The organism is Nakamurella sp. A5-74, assembly GCF_040438885.1.
Classification (GTDB): domain Bacteria; phylum Actinomycetota; class Actinomycetes; order Mycobacteriales; family Nakamurellaceae; genus Nakamurella.
Map to the genome: position 1 here is coordinate 2,846,975 of NZ_CP159218.1, position 22,239 is coordinate 2,869,213.

19 protein-coding genes are annotated in these 22,239 nt (G+C 69.4%); 7 read left to right on the forward strand and 12 right to left on the reverse strand.

Going from position 1 to position 22,239, the window contains the following annotated elements; genetic code table 11:
- Positions 1-4: 4 nt before the first annotated feature.
- On the reverse strand, positions 5-1,000 hold the full coding sequence (gene nadA / locus ABLG96_RS13055) for a quinolinate synthase NadA (RefSeq protein ID WP_353647814.1): 996 nt from the start codon (positions 998-1,000) through the stop codon (positions 5-7).
- A gap of 108 nt (positions 1,001-1,108) precedes the next feature.
- Here nadA and ABLG96_RS13060 point away from each other — a divergent pair, with 108 nt between their 5' ends.
- The gene (locus ABLG96_RS13060) at positions 1,109-1,801 is read left to right on the forward strand and encodes an NUDIX domain-containing protein (protein ID WP_353647815.1); all 693 of its coding nucleotides are present in this window, start codon (positions 1,109-1,111) and stop codon (positions 1,799-1,801) included.
- On the opposite strand, the gene ABLG96_RS13065 is transcribed toward ABLG96_RS13060, so the two are convergent.
- Together ABLG96_RS13065 and dnaE are read right to left on the reverse strand one after the other, a co-directional pair.
- Positions 1,749-2,642 carry a DUF2567 domain-containing protein gene (locus ABLG96_RS13065; protein WP_353651492.1) on the reverse strand — a complete coding sequence of 298 codons (894 nt, stop codon included), beginning with the start codon at positions 2,640-2,642 and terminating at the stop codon, positions 1,749-1,751. The genes ABLG96_RS13060 and ABLG96_RS13065 overlap by 53 nt on opposite strands.
- A 2-nt stretch (positions 2,643-2,644) precedes the next feature.
- Positions 2,645-6,172 (reverse strand): DNA polymerase III subunit alpha, encoded by a 3,528-nt coding sequence (gene dnaE / locus ABLG96_RS13070; protein ID WP_353647816.1) that lies wholly within the window; start codon positions 6,170-6,172, stop codon positions 2,645-2,647.
- A gap of 258 nt (positions 6,173-6,430) precedes the next feature.
- Here dnaE and ABLG96_RS13075 point away from each other — a divergent pair, with 258 nt between their 5' ends.
- Entirely contained in the window at positions 6,431-7,243 is an 813-nt protein-coding gene (locus tag ABLG96_RS13075) for a hypothetical protein (RefSeq protein ID WP_353647817.1), read from the forward strand.
- A gap of 82 nt (positions 7,244-7,325) precedes the next feature.
- Here the strand turns inward: ABLG96_RS13075 and ABLG96_RS13080 are convergent, their stop codons facing one another.
- From ABLG96_RS13080 to ABLG96_RS13095, 4 genes are all read right to left on the reverse strand, one after another.
- On the reverse strand, positions 7,326-8,252 hold the full coding sequence (locus ABLG96_RS13080) for an RluA family pseudouridine synthase (RefSeq protein ID WP_353647818.1): 927 nt from the start codon (positions 8,250-8,252) through the stop codon (positions 7,326-7,328).
- Positions 8,245-9,006 carry a signal peptidase II gene (gene lspA / locus ABLG96_RS13085; RefSeq protein WP_353647819.1) on the reverse strand — a complete coding sequence of 254 codons (762 nt, stop codon included), beginning with the start codon at positions 9,004-9,006 and terminating at the stop codon, positions 8,245-8,247. Before lspA ends, ABLG96_RS13080 begins: the two co-directional genes overlap by 8 nt.
- A 12-nt stretch (positions 9,007-9,018) precedes the next feature.
- Positions 9,019-10,599: a potassium/proton antiporter gene (locus ABLG96_RS13090; RefSeq protein ID WP_353647820.1), complete on the reverse strand. Its 1,581-nt coding sequence runs from the start codon at positions 10,597-10,599 to the stop codon at positions 9,019-9,021.
- Positions 10,600-10,690: 91 nt separating this feature from the next.
- Positions 10,691-12,103 carry an FAD-dependent monooxygenase gene (locus ABLG96_RS13095; RefSeq protein ID WP_353647821.1) on the reverse strand — a complete coding sequence of 471 codons (1,413 nt, stop codon included), beginning with the start codon at positions 12,101-12,103 and terminating at the stop codon, positions 10,691-10,693.
- A gap of 147 nt (positions 12,104-12,250) precedes the next feature.
- On the opposite strand from ABLG96_RS13095, the gene ABLG96_RS13100 reads away from it, so the two are divergent.
- Positions 12,251-13,180, forward strand: a complete 930-nt coding sequence (locus tag ABLG96_RS13100) for a GntR family transcriptional regulator (protein WP_353647822.1) — start codon at positions 12,251-12,253, stop codon at positions 13,178-13,180.
- 99 nt (positions 13,181-13,279) lie between these two features.
- Here the strand turns inward: ABLG96_RS13100 and metF are convergent, their stop codons facing one another.
- Entirely contained in the window at positions 13,280-14,161 is an 882-nt protein-coding gene (gene metF / locus ABLG96_RS13105; protein ID WP_353647823.1) for a methylenetetrahydrofolate reductase [NAD(P)H], read from the reverse strand.
- Positions 14,162-14,255: 94 nt separating this feature from the next.
- On the opposite strand from metF, the gene ABLG96_RS13110 reads away from it, so the two are divergent.
- Genes ABLG96_RS13110 through ABLG96_RS13120 form a run of 3 tightly spaced genes read left to right on the forward strand, consistent with a single transcriptional unit; the run spans position 14,256 to position 16,359 of the window.
- The gene (locus tag ABLG96_RS13110; protein ID WP_353647824.1) at positions 14,256-14,897 is read left to right on the forward strand and encodes a DinB family protein; all 642 of its coding nucleotides are present in this window, start codon (positions 14,256-14,258) and stop codon (positions 14,895-14,897) included.
- The gene (locus tag ABLG96_RS13115) at positions 14,894-15,262 is read left to right on the forward strand and encodes a VOC family protein (RefSeq protein WP_353647825.1); all 369 of its coding nucleotides are present in this window, start codon (positions 14,894-14,896) and stop codon (positions 15,260-15,262) included. Before ABLG96_RS13110 ends, ABLG96_RS13115 begins: the two co-directional genes overlap by 4 nt.
- On the forward strand, positions 15,259-16,359 hold the full coding sequence (locus ABLG96_RS13120; RefSeq protein ID WP_353647826.1) for a polyprenyl synthetase family protein: 1,101 nt from the start codon (positions 15,259-15,261) through the stop codon (positions 16,357-16,359). Before ABLG96_RS13115 ends, ABLG96_RS13120 begins: the two co-directional genes overlap by 4 nt.
- Before the next feature lie 240 nt (positions 16,360-16,599).
- Here ABLG96_RS13120 and ABLG96_RS13125 read toward each other — a convergent pair whose 3' ends face one another.
- Positions 16,600-16,956: an Rv2175c family DNA-binding protein gene (locus tag ABLG96_RS13125; protein ID WP_353647827.1), complete on the reverse strand. Its 357-nt coding sequence runs from the start codon at positions 16,954-16,956 to the stop codon at positions 16,600-16,602.
- Positions 16,957-17,074: 118 nt separating this feature from the next.
- On the opposite strand from ABLG96_RS13125, the gene pknB reads away from it, so the two are divergent.
- Positions 17,075-19,366 carry a Stk1 family PASTA domain-containing Ser/Thr kinase gene (pknB, locus tag ABLG96_RS13130; protein WP_353647828.1) on the forward strand — a complete coding sequence of 764 codons (2,292 nt, stop codon included), beginning with the start codon at positions 17,075-17,077 and terminating at the stop codon, positions 19,364-19,366.
- A gap of 50 nt (positions 19,367-19,416) precedes the next feature.
- Here pknB and ABLG96_RS13135 read toward each other — a convergent pair whose 3' ends face one another.
- From ABLG96_RS13135 to ABLG96_RS13145, 3 genes are read right to left on the reverse strand one after another with little or no spacing between them, the layout of a single operon-like run.
- Positions 19,417-20,805, reverse strand: coding sequence for a class II 3-deoxy-7-phosphoheptulonate synthase (locus ABLG96_RS13135; RefSeq protein ID WP_353647829.1), 1,389 nt, complete (start codon positions 20,803-20,805; stop codon positions 19,417-19,419).
- A gap of 4 nt (positions 20,806-20,809) precedes the next feature.
- Positions 20,810-21,418 carry a polyadenylate-specific 3'-exoribonuclease AS gene (locus ABLG96_RS13140; RefSeq protein ID WP_353647830.1) on the reverse strand — a complete coding sequence of 203 codons (609 nt, stop codon included), beginning with the start codon at positions 21,416-21,418 and terminating at the stop codon, positions 20,810-20,812.
- 10 nt (positions 21,419-21,428) lie between these two features.
- Entirely contained in the window at positions 21,429-22,181 is a 753-nt protein-coding gene (locus ABLG96_RS13145) for a lysophospholipid acyltransferase family protein (protein WP_353647831.1), read from the reverse strand.
- Positions 22,182-22,239 lie beyond the last annotated feature (58 nt).

Genomic DNA, 22,239 nt, shown 5'->3' on the forward strand with positions numbered 1-22,239 from the left:
GTTCTCACTCACCCGTTCCGGGGGTACCGATCGCGATCATCCGCTCGACGGAGGCCCGGGCCCGGGCGGCGATCGCCGGATCGACGTGCACCTCGTCGGTGCCCTCGCGCAGGCTTCGCAGCAGCTTCTCGGGGGTGATCATCTTCATGTACTTGCACGACGCCCGCTCGTTGACCGGGCGGAAGTCGACGCCGGGCGCGGCCTTGCGCAGCTGGTGGATCATCCCGATCTCGGTGGCGACCAACACGGCGCCGGTTTTCTTGCCCTGCGCCGCTTTCACCATGTCGCCGGTGGAGAGGATCTTCACCCGGTCGGCGGCGACCACCCCGGTTCCGGCCAGGTAGAGCGCACTGGTCGCGCAGCCGCACTCCGGGTGCACATACAGCTCGGCCTCCGGATCGGCCGCCGCCTTGGCGGCCAGTTCGGCGCCGTTGATGCCGGCGTGGACATGGCACTCACCGCCCCAGACCTGGATGTTGTCGCGCTTCAACACCCTGCGCACGTGGGCGCCGAGGAACTGGTCGGGACCGAACAGCACCGGGGTGTCGGCCGGGATGGACGCGACCACCTCGACCGCGTTGGAGGACGTGCAGCAGATGTCGGTCTCCGCCTTCACCGCGGCTGTGGTGTTGACGTAGCTGACCACCACCGCCCCGGGGTTCTCGGCCTTCCAGGCGCGTAGCTCGTCAGCGGTCAACGAATCGGCGAGCGAGCAGCCGGCAGCGGCGTCCGGGATGAGCACGGTCTTGTCGGGCGCGAGGATCTTCGCGGTCTCGGCCATGAAGTGCACCCCGCAGAAGATGATGGTCGTCTGCGGCGTCTCGGCCGCGATCCGCGACAGCTGCAGGGAGTCCCCCACGAAGTGGGCGGCATCCTGGATCTCGGGCGACTGGTAGTTGTGGGCCAGCACCACTGCGTCCTTGGCCTCGGCGAGCTCGTGGACCAGATCGCGGAGCGAGGGCGCGGTGCCGGTCCGGGTGCTCTCTGCGGTGAGAGTCATGCGATTCCTCCTGCTGCAGCGACGATCCGCTCCGGCACACTGCGGGCGGACTGAGATTCCCACTACCCGGCCTGTTCTCCGGGGGGTTTTCGACTTATGATCGGAAACATGACCGAGTCTAACACCACCCTGGTTCGTGTCGAGGTGCTCGCCGTCGTACTGGCTGTGCGTCCGATCACTCGGCAGGTGGAGATCCTGCTGTGGCAGCGGGGCCGCGATCCGGAGTCGGGACGCTGGGCGCTGCCCGGTGGGACACTGCTGCCCGCGGAAACGGTGGACGAGTCGATGGCCCGTCAACTGGCCCAGAAGGTGGATCTGACCCGGGTCGCGCACCTGGAACAGATCGGGGTCTTCTCCGCCCCTGACCGCTCCCCCGGTGTGCGGTCGGTGGCCACCGGATTCCTCGGGCTCGTACCGGCCCACGAGGACCCGGATCTACCCGCGGACACCGGATGGCATCCGCTCGACCGACTGCCGCCGATGGCCTTCGACCACGCAGAGATCGCCCAGCGGGCGCGGCACCGCCTGCGCGGAAAGTTGAGCTACACCAACATCGGGTTCGCGCTCGCACCGCGCGAGTTCACCCTCAACGCTCTCAGCAGGATCTACCGCGCGGTACTGGGGCACGAGGTCGACGCAACCAACCTGCAACGCATCCTCACCCGCCGCGGGATGCTCGCACCGACGGGTACCAGGGCGGCGCCCGGCCCGGCAGGCGGCCGACCTGCTGCGCTCTACCGCTTCACCGTCACCGAGTACCGGGTGACGGATCCGTTCGCTGCCTTCCGTCCCCCGGAGTGACCGAGGGACCGGGGCCGACCGAGGGACCGGCACCGATTGTGGGACCGGGACCGACCGACGGCCCGGGAGCGACACCGAAGTCGCGGGTCGGGGGTCGGTCGGGGTGGAACCCCTGCGCAGACCCGGCTTCGGGCGAGTGCCGGCCGTGGGTCAACGCGCCGGCCCCCACGACCACCGGGATGGGCGCCGTGATCGGGTCGCCCGAGCGGTCGGAGGGCACTGATCCGTCGAAGGGCACCGTTCGGTCGTCAGGCGCTGATGGGTCGCAATGTGCTGCTCGGTCGGAAGGGACAGTCGATCCGAGATCCTGCGTGGAGTGGAGCCGCGGTCGACCGAGATCGGGATCGCTGTGCCAGGCCGCCGTGAGCACGTAGACCACCGCGGCAACCCCGGGGGCGATCACCACCGCCCAGCGGCTGATCGACGCCGGCATCTCCACCAGGGTGGGCGTCGTGACGCCGTTGGCCGCGACCACCGCCGGATCGACACCGCCGCGGACCAGGTGGCCGACCAGCAATCCGAGCGCCGACCCCGCGGCCAACGATCCGATCAGCACCAGCACCATCGGGACACCGCGGGCGAAGCGGATCTGCCACGCCGCGACTGCTGTCACGGCGCCGACGACCAGCGCGCCGAGCGTGAAGAAGGCGATCGAGGTGAACCGGAAGTACGACTCCAACGGCAGCGACAGCGCCTGACCCTGCGGGAGGTCCGGGGTCTGCGGGTACACGATCCACTGCTGCTGAGGAGTCAGCACGATCCACAGGGCCGAGGCGCCCAGCATGGCGATCGCGGCCACCGCTGCCACCCCGAGGTGCGCGATGGCGAGCCTGCGCTGCATCCTCACGCGAGGCAGTCCACGCCGAGCAGTGCCTTCAGGTCACCCATCAGCGCCGAGGTCGGCGTCACCCGGAAGGCGTCGTCGAGTCGCACGGTGGTCTGCTTCTGTCCGTTCATCAACAGCAAATGTACGGCGGTCGGGCCGGTGTGCTGGGCGAGCACCTCCTTGAGCCGGTTCACCACCGGCGGAGTGCAGCGAACCGCCGACAACCGCACCTGGAGCGGACCGCGATCGGTCGAGAGATCGAGGTCGGGGACGGTGATCGACTGTGCGTGCAACGACAGCCGGTCGTCGCTGCGCGCCACCCTGGCCTTGACCAGCACGATGGCGTCCTCCGCGAGCTGCATCGCGTAGTCGGCGTAGACCCGGGGGAAGAAGGCGATCTCGACGCCGCCGTTGAGATCCTCGAGAGTCGCCGATGCCCATGGGTCGCCGTTCTTGGTGACCCGGCGCTGCAGACCGGTGAGAATGCCACCGATGGTGATCATCGCGCGGTCGGGCACCGTCCCGTCCAGGATGTCGGGCAGCGAGGTGTCGCTCTGGCTGCTCAGCAGCTGCTCGAACCCGGCCAACGGATGCCCGGAGACGTAGAGCCCCAGCATCTCCCGCTCGAAACCGAGTCGCAGCTTGGTGTCCCACTCGGTGTCCGGGATCGCCACGGTCATCCCGCCACCGACGTCCTCGGCGGACAGGTCGCCGAACAGGTCGAACTGACCGGCCGCCTCGGCCTTCTTCACCGACAGCACGGCGTCGATCGCTTCCGCGTGCACCATCAGCAGACCCTTGCGTGGGTGACGCATCGAGTCGAACGCGCCGGCCTTGATGAGCGACTCGACCGTCTTCTTGTTGCAGACCGTCGCATCCACCTTGTCCAGGAAGTCGGAGAAGTCGGAGAACTTCCCTTGTTCCTTGCGCGCCCTGGTGATCCCGATGACCGCGTTGGTCCCGACGTTGCGGATCGCAGCAAACCCGAACCGGATGTCGGTACCGATCGGCGTGAAGTTCTTCTCGGACTCGTTGACGTCCGGCGGCAGCACGATGATCCCCCGCGACCGACACTCGGCGAGGTAGATCGCCATCTTGTCCTTGTCGTCGCCGACGGACGTCAACAGGGCGGCCATGTACTCGGCCGGGTAGTTGGCCTTGAGGTACGCCGTCCAGTACGAGATCAACCCGTACGCGGCCGAGTGCGCCTTGTTGAAGGCGTAGTCGGAGAACGGCAGCAGGATGTCCCACAGCATCTTGACGGCCGCTGCGGAGAAACCCCGAGAAGCCATCCCCTGCGCGAAGCCCTCGTACTGCTTGTCGAGCTCCGACTTCTTCTTCTTGCCCATCGCCCGGCGCAGGATGTCGGCCTGACCGAGGGTGAACCCGGCGACCTTCTGCGCGATCGCCATCACCTGCTCCTGGTAGACGATCAGACCGTAGGTCTCGCCCAGGATCTCGGCCAGCGGCTCGGCCAGTTCGGGATGGATCGGGACGACCGGCTTGCGGCCGTTCTTGCGGTGCGCGTACTCGTTGTGCGAGTCGGCGCCCATCGGTCCCGGTCGGTACAGCGCGCCGACCGCGGAGATGTCCTCGAAGTGGTCCGGCCGCATCGAGCGGAGCAGCGCACGCATCGGACCGCCGTCGAGCTGGAAGACGCCGAGCGTGTCGCCCTTGGCCAGCAGCTCGAACGTCGCCGGGTCGTCGAGTGAAAGATCCTCCAGGACAACGGTTTCACCGCGGTTCGACTGGATGTTCTCCAGCGCGTCGTCGAGGATGGTGAGGTTGCGCAACCCCAGGAAATCCATCTTGATCAACCCGAGCTTCTCGCAGGTCGGGTAGTCGAACTGGGTGATGATCGCGCCGTCCTGCGGTCGCATCATGATCGGGATCAGGTCGACCAGCGGATCGCTGGACATGATGACGCCGGCCGCGTGCACACCCCATTGACGCTTCAGACCTTCCAGGCCCTTGGCGGTGTTCACCACCCGCTCGACCTCGGCGTCCGACTGCACCAGATTCCGGAACTCGGTGCCCTCGTTGTAGCGGTCGTGGGTCGGGTCGAAGATCTTCGACAGCGGGACGTCCTTGCCCATCACCGGTGCGGGCATCACCTTGGTGATGCGGTCGCCCATGGAGAACGGGTAGCCGAGCACGCGCGAGGCATCCTTGACGGCCTGCTTGGCCTTGATGGTGCCGTAGGTGACGATCTGGGCCACCCGGTCGTCACCGTACTTCTCAGTGACGTAGCGGATCACGTCGCCGCGCCGGCGCTCGTCGAAGTCGACGTCGAAGTCGGGCATCGAGACACGGTCGGGGTTCAGGAACCGCTCGAAGATCAGCCCGTGCTGCAACGGGTTCAGGTCGGTGATGCGCATGGCGTAGGCGACCATCGAGCCGGCGCCCGAGCCGCGACCGGGGCCCACCCTGATGCCGTTGTTCTTGGCCCAGTTGATGAAGTCGGCGACAACGAGGAAGTACCCGGGGAAGCGCATCTGGGTGATGACGTCGACCTCGTAGTCGGCCTGCGTCCGCACCTCGGCCGGCACCCCGTCCGGGAACCGGAACGCGAGCCCGAGGTCGACCTCCTTGATGAACCAGCTGGTCTCCGATTCCCCGTGCGGCACCGGGAATCTCGGCATGTACGAGGCGTCCTCGTCGAAGCTCGTCGAGCACCGCTCGGCGATCAGCAGCGTGTTGTCGCACGCCTCCTTCAACTGGTACTTGCCCTCCCACAGCTGCCGCATCTCGGCCGGCGACTTGAGGTAGAAGTCCCGGGCGTCGAACTTGAAACGGTTCGGGTCATCCAGCGTGCTGCCGGACTGCACACAGAGCAACGCCTCGTGCGAGTCGGCGTCCGCCGGGTCGGTGTAGTGCAGGTCGTTGGTCGCGATGGTCGGCAGAGAAAGATCCTTCGACAGCCGCAGCAGACCCTCGATGACCCTGGTCTCGATGCCCAGGCCGTGGTCCATCAGCTCGACGAAGTAATTGCCCTCCCCGAAGATGTCGCGGAACTCCGCTGCGCTCTCGGCCGCCTTGGCGTAGTTGCCGATCCGCAACCAGGTCTGGATCTCGCCCGAAGGGCAGCCGGTGGTGGCGATCAGTCCCTGCGCATACTCCGACAGCAGCTCCCGGTCGGCGCGCGGCTTGAAGTAGTAGCCCTCGATGGAGCTTCGGGACGCCAACCGGAACAGGTTGTGCATGCCCTGCTGGGACTCCGACAGCAGCGTCATGTGGGTGAACGCTCCACCGCCGGAGACGTCGTCCTCACCGCCGGATGCCCACTTGACCCGCTCACGCGACGAGCGGTGCGTGTTCGGGGTGACGTACGCCTCCATGCCGATGATCGGCTTGACGCCTGCGGCATTGGCCTTGGAGTAGAAGTCGTAGGCGCCGAAGACGTTGCCGTGGTCGGTCATCGCCAGGGCGGGCATCCCCATCTCGGCGGCCCGGCTGAACAGGCTGCCCAGGCGGGCGGCCCCGTCCAGCATCGAGTACTCGGTGTGTACGTGCAGATGGACGAAGGAGTCATTCGAAACGGACATGGTCGAGCCACCGGCTCCTTCCTCCTGCGGTACTGCTGGCGTGGACTCATGGTGCGTCCGGGGGTCTCGCACGCGGCGAAAGTCCGTTCTATCACCGTCCGCCGACACCCACCGACCAGCACACGCCCACCCGCGGCAGGGCGCCCGCGACACACCGCGCGACACCCCGCTCGGCGGCTCACCCGGTAGGTTCGCCGGGTGAGGTCGACGCCGCCGGGTCAGCCCGGTCATTCCCCCGCGAGCCGGCCCCTTCCCGACGTGATCGATCTCCGATTGCTGGCCGCGTTGACCGGTGCGGGCGGATCGGTCGGGCTCCCTCACGCGGCCTGGAATGCCGGGATCGCGCAGGCCGATGCCGCTGCCCGACTGGTCCAGCTCGCCGAGTCCGGATTTCCGCTGCGGCTCGTCGTCGAGGGTGACGCCCGGCTGCTGCACCAGGTGATCGAGCGCGGTCCGGTGGTCGGTGCTCCGCCCACTCCACCGACCAACGCATCTCCCGCCCCGGGTTCTTCGGAGTCCGCGCCGGCCGCGGCCACCTGGGGGCTGCCGGGATCTGGGGCGTGGGCCCGCCGCGACCCGTCAGCGGTGCCGTCCGCGACCCGGCCGGCGCAGGATGCCGACGACGCACCGACGTCTCCCCGTCCGTCGACTCCTCCGTCGGTCGCTGCTGGACAACCGCAGCGCACCGTCGGACTTGCCGACGAACACCTGTCGGTGACGGTGTCGCAGATCGTCGACCCGGCGACGGACGTGCTCACTGCTGCCGGCTACGTCCTGGATCCGGCCGAGCGGGCGGTGTTGGTTCACAGCGTGATCGCCAACCACGGCCCGGCCGCGCACGACTGCCTGCCGGATCTGTACCTGGTGCTGGTCGGTGCCGACGGTGGGGTGCTGCAGAAGGCACCCGTGTCGGTGGCCGGCTACCCGGCGCACCGCGTGGGAGTGGCACCCGGCAGGGTCGCCGAAGGGTGGACGGTGTTCCTGATCGGTGCCACCACGGACGTCGAGGCGGTGCGCTGGTCGGTCCGGCCGGATCTCATCGACCGCACCCTCAACTGGTCCCCCCGCTGACCCGCACGGAGTCGGCCGTCGATCTGTGGCGACCGCCCGCCGATCCGCAGGATCACCCGCACTCCGGCAGCTGGGCCCCGGATCAGGTGGCGCGCAACTTCTCCAGCGCATCGACCAGGTCGGCAGGATAGGGACTGGTGAAGCGCACTTCCTGGCCGTCCGCGGGATGGGCGAAAGCCAATTCCCGGGCATGCAGCCACTGGCGCGTCAACGGGAGTGCCTTGGCCAGCACCGGATCGGCGCCATAGGTGAGGTCTCCGACCAGCGGGTGATGCATGGCCGCGAAGTGCACGCGGATCTGGTGTGTCCTACCGGTTTCCAGGTGCACCTCGACCAGCGTCGCAGACCGGAACGCCTCGAGAGTCTCGTAGTGCGTCACCGAATCCCGACCCCCGGTGACGACGGCGAACTTGTAGTCCGCCTTCGGATGCCGACCGATCGGCGCGTCGATGGTGCCCGATGTCGGATCCGGCAGACCCTGGATGATCGCGTGGTAGACCTTCTCGACAGTGCGATCCCGGAAGTAGTCCTTGATCACCGAGTAGGCGCGTTCGCTCTTCGCCACCACCATCACACCGGTGGTCCCGACGTCGAGACGGTGCACGATTCCCTGCCGCTCGGCGGCACCCGAGGTGGCAACGCTGATCCCGAGGCCCGCCAACGCCCCGAGCACCGTCGGGCCCGTCCACCCGGGTGACGGATGCGCCGCAACCCCGACCGGTTTGTCGACCACCACGATGTCGTCGTCGTTGTGCAGGATCGAGAACCCCGGCACTTCCTGCGGAATCACCTGTGGTCCGTGCTCCGGATCCGGCAGGGTGAGCTCGAGCCAGGTGTCCGGCACCAACCGGGTGGACCGGCCGACCACCTCGCCGTCGATCTGGACGTCACCGGCATCGACCACCGCGGCGACGGCCGTCCTGCTCATCCCGAGCATCCGGGCCAGACCGGCGTCCACCCGCATCCCGGCCAGACCCTCGGGCACGGGCAACCTTCGGTAGTCAGGCATCGGACACCTGCGTCGTGGTCGTGGCACCGCTACGCGCTCGGGAGCTGGTCCCGTCGAGCTCGATGCCACGCAAGGAGGTGAGCACCAGCAGGATCGCACCGATGGTGATGGACGAGTCGGCGACGTTGAACACCGGGAAGTACTGCGCATCAGGGCCGAAGACGGAAACGAAGTCGACGACGTGGCCACGGAGGAAGCCGGGTGCGCGGAAGAAGCGATCGATCAGATTCCCGACGGCGCCGCCGAGGATCAGCCCGAGACACGTTGCCCACCAACCCGATCGGAGCCTGGAGGCGATCCGCACGATGACCACGACGACCACACAGGCGACGAGCGCCAGGATCCAGGTCATCCCGGTGCCGAGCGAGAACGCGGCACCCGCGTTGCGCAGCAAGGAGAAATGGACGAGGCCGCCCAGGATGCTCGGCGACACCCCAGGGGTCAGCGTCGCAACCGCGATGATCTTGGTGATCTGGTCGACCACCAGGATCACCACCGCCAGGATCAGCACCAGCGGGAGCCGGGACGCTCCGGTAGCAGCAGTTCCTGGAGTTTCCGAAGGGTCCGACAGCTCGTCACCGGCCCCGGCATCGGCGACCGGTGGGTCCGCGGGTGTCCCTGGGTGCGCGGCGGCTGCGGAGCCGACGGCGGCGGCGGCGTGGACACCTGCGTCCGCCTGGTCCGGCGTGTCGGCCGGCACCGCGTCATCGGCGGCGGCCGTGCGCGCGTCGGGCCGGTCTTCGGGGAGGTTCACCCCGACAGTCTCTCAAACCGTGGGCGGACCGTCTCCCACGTCACGGGTGGATCCCCGACGAGGACGCGGACGGGGCCGACGGCGGACCGAGGGTTCCACGCCCACCACCGCATCCCGCACGACGGGGCGGGTGAACCAACCGGCCAGCGGTCCTGCCCGGCCGACGGCCCGCAACCGCCGTTCGGTGGCCGCCCTGACGTTCTCCGGGGCGACGACCAGGAACTCGTCGCCGTACTGCAGCCGCACGGTGGGGGCAACCTGCAGCGGTGCCCCGTCCCGCAGTACCAGGGCGATGGTGGTGGACGGCGGGAGACGCAGCTCCGACAGGTACACGCCGTGCAGCTTCGAGTCCATCGGGACCGCGATCTGCAGGACGTGCGCCTTCATCCGGTCGAGGGTCGACGCCTCGATCTGCACCTCGTGCGGCGCGACCACCTCCAGCACCCCGAGTTTGCGGGCCAACCAGGCGAGGCTGGTGCCCTGCAGCAGGGTGTAGACGATCACCACGACCAGCATCAGGTCGACCAGATCCTGCGCGGTGTCCCGTCCGTAGACCAGCGGGATCATCGCCAGCACGATCGGTACCGCGCCGCGCAGACCCGACCACGACAGGAAGACCTGTTCGCGCCAGGGAATCTTGAAGGGCGCCGTCGCGGCGAACACCGACAGCGGCCTGGCCACGAGCAGCAACCACAGCCCGATCAGCAGGCCCGGCAACAACATCTCGGGCAGCCGGTGCGGGTCGGCGTACAGCCCGAGCAGGACGAACAGACCGATCTGCGCGAGCCAGCCGAGACCCTCCGCGAAGCCGAGCGTGTTGGCCCGGTGCGGGAGCGAGGAGTTGCCCAGGATCAGCGAACACACGTAGACGGCCAGGAAGCCGGAGCCGTGGGCCAACCCTCCGGCGGTGTAGGCGCCGACGATCAACGCCATCGTCGCCAACGGGTACAGACCACCGGCAGGCAGCGCGATCCGTCGCAACCACCACGCGCCGCCGAAGCCGATCGCCAACCCGACCACCGCGCCGGCGAACAGCTCGAAGACCACCAGCAGCGGCGCCGTCCAGGTGATGTCCTGCGTACCGGCGAGCAGCAGGACGGCCAGGACGACGGGCGCGTCGTTCAGCCCGGACTCCAGCTCCAGACTTGCTGCGACCCTGCGCAGCACCGGCACCCCGCGCAGCACGGAGAACACCGCTGCGGCATCGGTCGAGGACAACACGGCGCCCCACAGCAGGCTGGTGCGCCAGTCATATCCCATGAGCAGGTGGACTCCCAGGCCGGCGACCCCGATCGACACGATCACGGCCACCGTGGCAAGCGAGATCCCCAGTCCCAGAGCAGGTTTGACGTTGTTCCAGCGGGTCGTGAGACCGCCCTCGGCAAGGATGAGCACCAACGCGCCGAGACCGAGGTACTCGGTGAGCAGTGCGTTGCTGAAGTCGATCCCCAGGCCGGCGTTGCCCAACGCCATCCCCATGATCAGGTACAGCAACATGGAGGGCAGGCCGGCCTTCTTGGACACCCGGATCGCCATCATGGCCACCAGCAGGACGACGGCGGTCAACCCCAGGACCTTCTCGAGGCTGTCCATGTCCGCTCAGCCGGTCGGAGCGCCGTGCGGGCGCGCGGAGACGACACCGGTCGTGCCCGCACCGTCCCGCCGCGTCCGCATGGGAGCAAGTCTAGGGAACGAGGACACCCGCGCCGACGACCGGCGCCGCATCCGGGTAGTCGGGCAGCTGGATGGCCGTGGCCGCGGTGTCCACCCAGTGGTCCTGGATGCCGCTCTCCGGATCGATGGACCCGCCCTCGCCGTACTGGCCGGAGGCCGTCGTCCCGACGTCCGCCGTACCTGCCTCGATCGTGGGGTCGGCGTCGGTGTTGACGTCAGCGAGCAGATCAGGAGCATCCGGGTCCCCGAGACCGAACATCGCCCGGGATCGCTGCTCGTTGACCAACGCCAGGTGCTGGTTGGCCGCGACGAACGGTCGCATCAGGGTTTCGAAGCCCGCCAGGGCACGCGCGAGGTCGCCGTCGGCTGCGGCCAACTCGCCCGCGAGGACGTAACCGCCGACGATTGCCAGGCTGGTGCCCTGACCCGACAACGGCGTGGTGCACCAGGCGGCGTCGCCGAGCAGCACCACCCTGCCGCGTGACCAGCTGTCCATCCGGATCTGCACCATCGACGCCAGGTAGAAGTCCTCGGCCCGGTCCATCCCGTCCAGCATCCGCGGCGCCCACCACCCGAAGTCCGCGAACGCGGATGCGATGGCAGCGCGCTGCGCGTCCAGGTCGTCGTACCGGTAGTCGGCGGTCCCCCGGTATCCCATCGTCACCCTGACCTCGGTGTCCTGGCGGGCGGTGTAGACCCCGCACATCATCGGGCCTCGCGCCGCGAACACCTGCCATTCGTGCAGATCGAAGGTGTTGGGCATGGTGAACACCGACAGGTGGGTTCCGAGATCGAGTCGGCCGACCGCAGCCTCGGGGAAGGCGAGCCGGCGGACTCCGCTGTGCAGGCCGTCCGCCCCGACGACCAGGTCGGCATGCACCACCTCGCCGCCGGTGAGCGTGACGTCGACCCCGTCGTCGTGCTGGACGAGCCGCTCGATCCTGGTGCCGTGACGCAGCCGTACCGACGACCCGCCGGCGCTGGGACCGAGGTCGAGTGAGGAGAGCAGGACGGCGGCGAGATCGTCCCGCAGGATCTCCACGTCCGGGCTGTCCAGCGGACCACCGGTCAGCGTTGCCGCGGTGCTGCTCATCAACTCGCTGCCGTCGGACGGGTCGATCACCGACATGCCGCGCATCCGGGTACGGGCGGCGCCGACCGCGTCACCGATCCCCATCCGGTCGACGACCTCGAGTGCCGGGCCCCGCACGTCGATCGCCTGGCCGCCCTGTCGCGGAGCCTGGGCGGACTCGATGACAGTGACGTCGAAGCCGAAGCGCTGCAACCAGTGTGCCACCGTCAGACCGGCGACACCTGCGCCCGAGACGAGCACTGTACGAACCCGGGAGGGCCCGTCCGAGGTCTGCGACAGCACCCCGACCCGGTGCCGGGTGGCGAGGGGAACAGGCGTGGGAGCGGACATGATGGTTCTCCTGTCGTGTGAGCCACCGGTGCTGGTCACCGACAGCGACCCGGTCAGATTCCAAGACGCGTGCGGGTTGTGGCGCGGCTGCCGCAGTACAGACGCCGTAGGGTGCGGAAGCTGTAGCAGCACAGGAGCGGGGTGACGATGACGGAACCGACGGCGTACCGGCGGATCGCGGCGTCGGTGCGCGCCAGGATCTCGGACGGGCAGCTGCGGGCCGGCGACCGTGCTCCGTCCACCCGCGACCTCATGCGCGAGCACCGCGTCGCCTCGGCCACCGCTGCCAGGGCATTGGGACTTCTGCGCGACCAGGGTCTCATCGTCACCGTGCCGCGATCCGGCAGCGTGGTGGCGGATCTGCCGCCGGCGGCGTCCGGTCTCCGGCCCGGCGGCCTCACCCGTTCCGGCGGTGCGCTCAGGTCGGCCCGCACCGATCCGCAGAATCCGGGTGTCGCCGCGGTGACGGTGGCCGTCGCACTTGCCGACACCGAGGGTTTGTCAGCGGTCACGATCCGCCGGGTGGCCGCCGAGCTCGGCGTGCCGACCCTGGCGCTGACACCGACCGTGCGGGGCCGGGACGACCTGATCAGGGCGATGATCTCCGCGACCCTGGAGTCCGTCCCACTGCCGCCCGCGGTCGGTTCGTGGCGTGATCGGCTCACGGCCTCGGGTCGCCGGCAGTGGCAGCTGTACCGACGTCACCGATGGTTGCCGCACGTGGTGTCGCTGAACCGTCCGCAACCCGTCGGTGCCCTGCTCGAATTCGGCGAGTTCGATCTGGCCGCCCTGCAGGAAGTGGAGCCGGACCCGGTCGCGCGGATGGACCTGCACATCGTGTTCACCGCATTCGTCCGCGGGCTGGCGACAGATCTCGCAGCCGAGGAGCAGGCGCTGGCCGACACCGGCATGGACTCCGACGCGTGGACCAGTGTTGACCCCGCGCTGGCGCGGGTGTTCCGGCAGCATGCCGGCCCAGCACTGCGGGCGATCGGTGAGTACCCGTACGACGTCGATCGGATCTTCGAACGAGGTCTGGCCACCCTGATCGACGGGTTCGGGACCCGACAGCGGTAGACCCGGACCGCGACCCCCGGTCCCGACAGGGACCGCACCCGGACGCCGGCCGCAGGACCGGATCCCCGACCGATGCTGCGCCCCGCCCGGACCCTCCGATCAGACGCGCGCCGGGATCATGTCGAGAGCGCGGAGCACCTCGGTCACCGCTCCGGCCCGGTTGAAGGTGTAGAAGTGCAGCGCGGGAACACCCTCGTCCTGCAGCCGTCGACACAGGTCGATGGCGTGGTCCATCCCCACGGCTCGTGCTGACGCCGGATCCGCTGCGGCACCGAGCTTCTCGGCGAGATCCCGCGGAGTCGACTGACCGGACAGGGCGCAGATGCGCTCGAGCCGGCGGAGGCTGATGATCGGCATGATGCCCGGCAGCAACGGAACGTCGCCGCCGGCCGCGACCACCCGGTCCCGCAACCGCAGATGGTCGTCGGCGGAGAACAACATCTGGGTGATGCCGTACTCGGCGCCCGCGCGGATCTTGTCGAGGAAGAAGCGGGTGTCCGTCTCGACGTCGGGCGATCGCGGGTGCTTCTCCGGGAAGGCAGCAACACCCACCGAGAAGTCGCCCAGCGAGCGCACCAACCCGACCAGCTCGCTCGCGTAGGACAAGCCCTGGGGATGGGCGGTCCACTCCCCCATCGGGTCCCCGGGCGGGTCGCCTCGCAGCGCCAGGACGTTGGTGACCCCGCCGGCCGCGTACGAGCCGATCACGTGCCGGAGTTCCGCCACCGAGTGCCCGACGGCCGTCAGGTGGGCAACCGGCAGCAGGGTGGTCTCCTCCGCGATCCGTTCGGTGATGCGGATGGTGCGGTCCCGGCGGGATCCGCCGGCTCCGTAGGTCACCGAGACGAACGCCGGACGCAGCGCCTCGAGCCGGCGCACGGCCAGCCACAGACCGTCTTCCTCGTCGTCGGACCGCGGTGGCATGAACTCGACGGAGAACTTGCGCTCGGGTCCGAGCAGGGTCTCGGAGACGGTGGGCATGATCGCGAGCGTAGTGCGTGCCGCAGGATCCCTTCCCGACCGGCCGGGACCGGAATCCGCTGCGGGTGTCACAGTGCCGTGCGATGCTCGGTGGATGACAGCTGATCAGGACGCGGACCGCGATCCGGACACCGCGCGCACCGCGCGACTGCGGCGTTCATTGCGGTTGGCCAACGAAGCACTGGTGTGGAAATTGGTCGGGCTGTCCGAGCGCGACCAGCGGCGACCGCTGACGCCCACCGGCACCAACCTGCTCGGGCTGGTGAAGCACGTCGCGAGCGTCGAATCCGAGTACTTCGGTTTCGTCGTCGACCGACCGTTCCCCGACCCGCCGAGCTGGCTGCAGGAGGAGTCGGACGACCGCGACATGTGGGCCTCGGCCGAGGAGAGTCCGGAGTTCATCATCGCGTTCGCCCACCGGGTCTTCGCGCACGTCGACGAGACCCTGGTCGCACTGCAGCTGGACACCCCTGGCCGGGTGCCCTGGTGGGGACCCCAGGGCGACGTCACGCTGGAGCAGGTCGCCGTCCACACCCTGGCCGAGGTCAACCGGCACCTCGGGCATGCCGACATCCTGCGCGAGCTGATCGACGGCTCCGCGGGTCTGCGCGCCGACGTGTCGAATCTCGCCGACAGGGACGCCTCCGCCTGGAGCGACCACGTGCGGAAGCTGCAGGCGATCGCCGATCGCTTCGACGGGCCGGGATCGGGTGCCGACGCAGCGGCCGGCAGATGAGTGCCGTCCGCAGGGTCGTCCCGATCGTCGGGGTGTCCGACCTCGCGACATCCGCTGCGGCCTACCGCGACGTTCTCGGCCTCGTCGAGGTGATGAACCACGGTTGGATCGCGACGTTCGCCGACCCCGACGGTCGTCACCAGGTCAGCCTGCTGACCCGGGATGCCACGGCAGCAGTCGACCCGCAGCTCTCCGTCGAGGTCGACGACGTCGATGCCGCGCACCATCGCGCACTCGCCGCCGGGCTGGAGATCGTGCATCCGCTCACTGACGAGACCTGGGGTGTCCGCCGGTTCTTCTTCCGCGATGCGGGCGGCACCGTGGTCAACGTGCTGTCCCACCCGCCCGGCACACTGGACGGGTGAGCCTCTCCTCCGCGGTACCTCTGATCGGTGCGGTCGACGCACGACTGGACGCACTCCTGCGGGATCGGGACGCGGAACTCGCTGCGCTGCACGAGGATCTCGGCGCCGGCGCGCAGCAACTGCGAGCATTCCTGCAGGGCGGCAAACGACTGCGTCCGCAGTTCTGCTGGTGGGGTTGGCGAGCGGGCGGTGGTCGCGACGCGTTGCAGGACTGTGCCCCGGTGATCCGGGTGGCGGCCGCGCTGGAGCTGCTGCAGGCGTGCGCGCTCATCCACGACGACCTGATCGATCGGTCGGACACCCGGCGGGGACGCCCGGCGATACACCGGGCGGAGGCGAAGCGGCACGCCGACGCCGGCTGGTCGGGAGACGCGGAACACTTCGGCGTCGGGATGGCGCTGCTGCTGGGCGATCTGGCGCTGGCCTGGTCCGACGACGAGTTCGTCGAGGGCGCCGCGCAACTCGGGGCACTCACCCGTGCCCAGCCGGTCTGGCGGGGGATGCGCACGCAGGTCCTGGCCGGGCAGTGGTTGGATCTTCAGATCAGTCAGCAGGAGCCGCACCTCGTCGATCCGGCAGCCGCACTGCACACCGCCGAGACCGTCATCCTGTTGAAGACCGCCGGCTACACCGTCACCGGACCGTTGCTGCTGGGCGCCGCGCTGGGGGGAGCCCCGGTTCCCGTGCTCGCCGGGTTGCAGCGGTACGGCACTGCGATCGGCACGGCCTTCCAGTTGCGTGACGATCTGCTCGGTGTGTTCGGTGAGCCCGAGCAGACCGGCAAACCCGCCGGGGACGATCTCCGCGAGGGCAAGCGCACCGTGTTGCTGTCTCGCACCCGGCAGCACCTGGCGGCTGCCGGGGACGACGCAGCGCTCCGTCAGCTGCACAACGGTGTGGGTACCGCCTCCTCAGCGGCGGACGTCGACGCGCTGCGCGGCATCATCCGGTCGACCGATGCCCCGCAGAGCATCGAGCATGAGATCACGGCCCTCGTCGCGCGGGCCCGCGAGGAGGTGCGCATCCTCCCGGTCGACGACACCGTGCGGGCCGGCCTGGACGAGATCGCCGACCGCGCCGCCCACCGCACCGCTTGAGCGCTGTCATCCATCGTTGATCGAGCGTGATCAGTGGGTCGAGCTCGTGAGTGGACTCAGGACGGGGTCTCGACGCGCTCGTTCCTCGCTTGCTCGACCACCATTGATTCCTCATCGACGACCGTGACCGGACGCGGCGGTGCCCCGGGTCAGGGATCCGGCATGCCGCCGGCCCCACCTACATCCTGCGAGCACGCGGAGCCGCCGGGCGGGACCCGGGGAACCGCCGTGGCCGACACATCAGAAACCTGCTGCCTGGGCCCGCCGATGCACCTCACGGCCGCGGTTCTCCCGCAGCGCCGTGATGGGGGCGCCGGGCAGCGAGTCGTCCTCCCGGAAGAGCCACTGGACGATCTCCTCGTCCGAGTACCCCCCGTCCGTGAGCAGGGTGATGGTGCTGGGCAGACCCTTCACGACCACGCCCTCGGCGACGAACTCCGCGGGGATCCGGACGGCGCCGTCCCGACGCACGGCGACCACCGCCCGGTCGCGGATCAGCTGGTGGACCCGGGTGACAACGAGTCCAAGGGCTTCGGCGATGTCCGGGACAGCAACCCACGTGGGGGTGGCCGGGCCGGCGACTTCGGAGACACTCACCGGTACAGCTTGCCGCACTTCTCCCTCACTCCACCACCGGCCGAATCTAGACTGGCCAGGTTCGGCCGACCGGCCGGAGGTTCGCGCACCGGCGCGGCCACCCGAATCCAGGAGACCAGTGACCACGGTGCGGACCCAGTCGGGGCAGGGCGGTGCGGGCGATCCACGCCATCGCGGCGGCCTCTCCGGCAGTCTGCTCGACGGCCGGTACCGGATCGGTTCGGTGATCGCGCGCGGCGGCATGTCCACCGTCTACCGCGGTGTGGACACCCGCCTCGACCGACCAGTGGCGGTCAAGGTGATGTCGGCCCAGTACGCCGACGACCCGGCGTTCCTGACCCGGTTCTCCCGGGAAGCACGGCTGGCCGCCGGTCTCTCGCACAGCGGTGTGGTCGCGGTCTACGACCACGGCCGCGACGGTGACCACACGTTCCTGGTGATGGAACTCATCGATGGCGGAACGCTCCGGGATCTGCTGCACCAGCGCGGGCCGCAGGGTGTCGCGGTGACCCTTTCCATCCTCGAGCCGCTGCTGGACGCGCTCGCCGCCGCGCACCGAGCTGGCCTCGTGCACCGCGACGTCAAGCCGGAGAATGTGCTGATCTCCGCCCGCGGGGAGTTGAAGGTCGCCGACTTCGGCCTGGTCAGGGCGGTCACCTCCCAGACCATGGCCACCGGAGACGTGATCCTCGGCACCGTCGCCTACCTCTCCCCCGAGCAGGTGGAGCGAGGTACCAGCGACACCCGTTCCGATGTGTACTCGGCCGGCATCGTCGGCTGGGAGTTGCTCGTCGGCGAACCCCCGTTCACCGGCGAGAACGCGATGTCGGTGGCCTACCAGCACGTGCACTCGGACGTCCCACTGCTCGGCGACGAGGTGGACGGGGTGCCGGCGGCACTCGAGGACCTGATCGGCGACGCGACCCAGCGGGATCCCGAGATCCGGCCCCGCGACGCGGGGGAATTCGCCGCCGCGATCCGGCAGATCCGCCGGGATCTGGCCATTCCTCGGGTCCCGATCCCCGTCCCCACCCGGCCACAGCCCGTAGCGGCGACCGACGATCCGGATGCCGACGTCCCGCTGGCCGGACGCACTGGTGGCCGTCCGCGGCCGACCCGGATCGCCAACGCGGACCTGGACCCGGCCGCACCCCACGCGCCCGACGGGCGGGTGACGTTCCGCACGTCCACCTCCCTGCACGGGCCAACAGTCGGCGCCGGTCACCACGGCACCCGGGTGATGACCGACCCGCCGAGGGCCACCGCGCATGCACCCCGCGGCGCTCCGACCACCCGGACCCCCGTCCCGCAGGTCTCCCCACGTCGGCGGCGGCGGGTCCCCCGTTGGCTGATCATCGTGCTGGCGATGCTGCTGCTCGGCGCTGCTGTGGGCGCCGGTGGTTGGTGGCTCGCCGACGGTCGATGGGCCTACGCACCGGCGACCGAGGGGCTGACCCAGCAGCAGGCGGAGCGGGTCATCCGGGCGGCGGGGCTGGTACCGCAGGTCTCCGTGCACACGGACGCCTCCGCCAAGGTGGGCACCATCGCGGACGCCACCCCGGGCGCGGGCGCCCGGATGCTGCGCGGGTCGGCGGTCGCGCTGGTGGTGTCCACCGGTCGGCCGACGGTGCCCGAAGTGCTGCCGGGCACCGCGCAGGCGGTGGCCGAGGCGCTGCTCACCGACGCCGGGCTCCGGGCCGAACCGGCCGGCGAATCGGAGTACTCCAGCGACGTCCCCCGGGGTTCGGTGCTGCGCACGGATCCGAGCGCCGGCAGTCCCAGCACGCCCGGGATGACGGTGACCCTTGTGCTGTCTCTCGGGACGGCGCCGGCGCCGATCCCCGACGTCACCGGCAAGTCACCGGAGGACGCCACCAACAAGTTGATCGTCGCCGGGTTCGGCCTCGACGGCGCAGACGCAGGCTACGACGCCTCCCTCCCGGACGGGGTGGTGGTCGGCACGAAACCTGGTGCGGGACAACGCATCACTCCCGGCTCCCGGGTCGCGCTGGTGATCAACACCAGCGCAGTCGTCCCCGACCTGCGCGGTCGGCCGCTCACCGACGCGATCGCGTCCATCGCCGCGGACGGCTGGACCGTGACCACCGGGGACCCGGTCTTCGACCCCGCCGTCGCCGGCGGCGCAGTGGTCGGGAGCAGCCCGGCAGCAGGCGGCCGGGTCGACCCCGCCCAGAAGGTGATCACCCTGACGCCCTCGTCCGCCGTGACCGTCCCCGACCTGTCCACCGGAACCATGGCCGACGCCGCCCGGACCGCCCAGACGGTCGGTCTCGCGGTCGAGGTCCGCGGGTGGTGGGTGTTCGCCTCGTCGCAGGTCCGCGGCCAGGAGCCGGCCGCCGGATTCCTGGTGGAACCCGGCGCGACCATCGTGCTGTCCGCCGGGTTCTGACTGAGCGCGGTGGTCGACGCGCGCCTTCGAACTGGATCGCGCCCGAAACCTCAGCCGCGCAGCATCTCCGAGATCAGGAACGCGAGCTCCAGTGACTGCTGCGTGTTCAGCCGCGGGTCGCAGGCCGTCTCGTAGCGACCGGCGAGGTCCTCGTCGGAGATCTCCTGGGCGCCGCCGAGACACTCGGTGACGTCCTCACCGGTGAGCTCGACGTGCACACCGCCCGGGTGTGTGCCGAGCGCGCGGTGCACCTCGAAGAAGCCCTGCACCTCGTCGACGATCCGGTCGAAGTGCCGGGTCTTGTAGCCGGTCGAGGACTCATGGGTGTTGCCGTGCATCGGATCCGACTGCCAGATCACCTTGTGACCGGTCGCCTCGACCCGCTCGATGATCGCCGGCAGCACTTCCCGGACCTTGGTGTTGCCCATCCGGGCGATCAGGGTCAGCCGCCCTGGGGTGTTGTCGGGATCGAGTCGCTCGACGTACTCAGCGGCCAGTTCCGGGGTGGTTCCCGGACCGATCTTCACGCCGATCGGGTTCGACAGCAGCTCGGCGAACGCGATGTGCGCATGGTCGAGCTGACGGGTGCGCTCCCCGATCCACAGGAAGTGGCCGGACAGGTCGTACAGCTTCGGCTTGTTGCCGGTGACTTCCAGCCGCAGCATCGCCCGCTCGTAGTCCAGCAGCAGCGCCTCGTGCGAGGCGAAGATCTCCACCGAGTGCAGCGAGTGCGAATCGACCCCGCAGGCGTCCATGAAGCGCATGGCGCGGTCGATCTCACCGGCCACCCGCTCGTAGCGCTGGCCGGCCCTGGAGCTCTCGACGAACTCCTGGTTCCACTCGTGCACCTTCGCCAGGTCACCCATCCCGGCGCTGGTGACGGCTCGCACCAGGTTCATCGCGGCCGAGGCGTTGGCGTAGGCCCGGATCATCCGGGAGGGGTCGGGGACGCGTGCTTCAGGTGTGGTCGCGATCGAGTTGATGATGTCGCCGCGGTAGGAGCGCAGACCGAGCGCATCGGTGTCGGAGGAACGCGGCTTGGCGTACTGGCCGGCGATCCTGGCGACCTTCACCACCGGCATCGAGGCGCCGTAGGTGAGCACGACGGCCATCTGCAGCAAGGTGCGGATGTTCGCCCGGATGTGCGGCTCGGTGTTGTCGACGAAGGTCTCGGCGCAGTCGCCGCCCTGCAGCAGGAATGCCTCGCCGTTGGCCACCGCCGCCAGCTGGTCGTGCAGGCGGTCGACCTCGGAGGCCACCGTCACCGGCGGGACCGACTCGAGCACGGCCCGCACGGCAGTCACCTGTTGGGGATCGGGCCAGGCTGGCTGCTGCAGCGCGGGCAGCGCCAGCGCGGCATCGAGCTGCGCGCGCATATTCTCGGGGAGCGGAGGGAGAGTCGGCAGGATGTCTGCCGGGATGTCGACGGTCCAGTTCACATGGTCAAGCGTAGGCAGTGCCGTGCAGTGCTCTGTCAGCGACCTGCCACCGCGCCATCGCCAGCCGCGCGTCCGCCAGCGCTTCGTGCCGGTCGGCGGTGTGTGTCGGCAGCTCCGGTGAACCGGCACTCTCCCAGAACTGTCGGATCTCCCGGGTGAAGCGCGGGATGAAGCGCGGCAGTGCCGGCATCGCTCCCCACAGTTGTGCGAGGGCCACGTGGTCGTAGGCGGCGACCCATGCCCACAGCTCGATCGGCGTCACTCCGGCAGCGAAGAACTCCTGCAGGTCGTCGCGGATGCGTCGACGGCTGCGCCAGGCGCGGTCCGCGGGCGAGGGCAGCTTGTCCAGCACGTGGGTGCGGACGAACGAGTTGGCGCGGCCGGGATCGAAGTCGGTGCTCACCGCGTAGTACTCACGCCCGTCGTCGGCGACGACGCCGATCGAGACCAGCTCGATGGTCAGGCCGTCCTCGATGAACTCGCAGTCGTAGAAGTAGCGTCCGACTGCCGTGCCGGGAGCCCGCGACGTGGGCTGTCCGGCCGCGCGGGGGCTTGCGGGACGTGGGCCGTCTGGACGGGTGGGGTTGCCGGGCGTAGCGGCAGGATCGGTCAAGGAGGCGCGCTCAGCTGGCCCGGGTACCCGGGAGCCGGGTGACCGTCCCGGGACCCCTACCCTCGGTGATGCCCTTCTCCTGCTGCTGGGCCAGGTCTTCCTTCATCTTCGCGGCATACATGTCGACGTACTCCTGGCCGGAGAGCTCCATGATCCGGTACATGATCTCGTCGGTCATCGAGCGCTCGACGAATCGGTCGCCGACCATGCCCTCGTAGCGGGAGAAGTCCAGCGGGCGGCCGATCACCAGGGTGATCCGCCGCGGACGCCACATCTTGCTGCCGATCGGGTTGACCTTGTCGGTGCCGACCATGGCCAGCGGGACCACCGGCACGCCGGCCGCGAGCGCCATCCGCGCCACACCCGTCTTGCCCTTGTAGAGCCGGGCATCGGGTGAGCGGGTGCCCTCGGGGTAGATGCCGAGCACCTTGCCCTCGCGGAGCAGCCGGATGCCGGTGTCGAGCGCTGCTTGCGCCGCGTTCGCACTGCCGCGGTCGATGGGCACCTGACCGATGCCGGTGAAGAACATCTTCTTCAGCCGACCCTTGATGCCCTTCTCGGTGAAGTACTCGCTCTTGGCGAGGTAGGTGACCCGGCGCCCGACGTGCAACGGCGTGAAGAACGAGTCCGCGACGGACACGTGGTTGCCGGCCAGGATGACGCCGCCCGATTCGGGGATGTACTCCGCACCGATCACCTTGCACGGGAAGAGGAGCCGCAGCAACGGACCGATCAGGACGTACTTCATCAGAACCCAGATCATCCATAGACCGTACGCTGCCGGCAGCGGATCGCCCTCCCCGACGCGGCGCCCTGACACC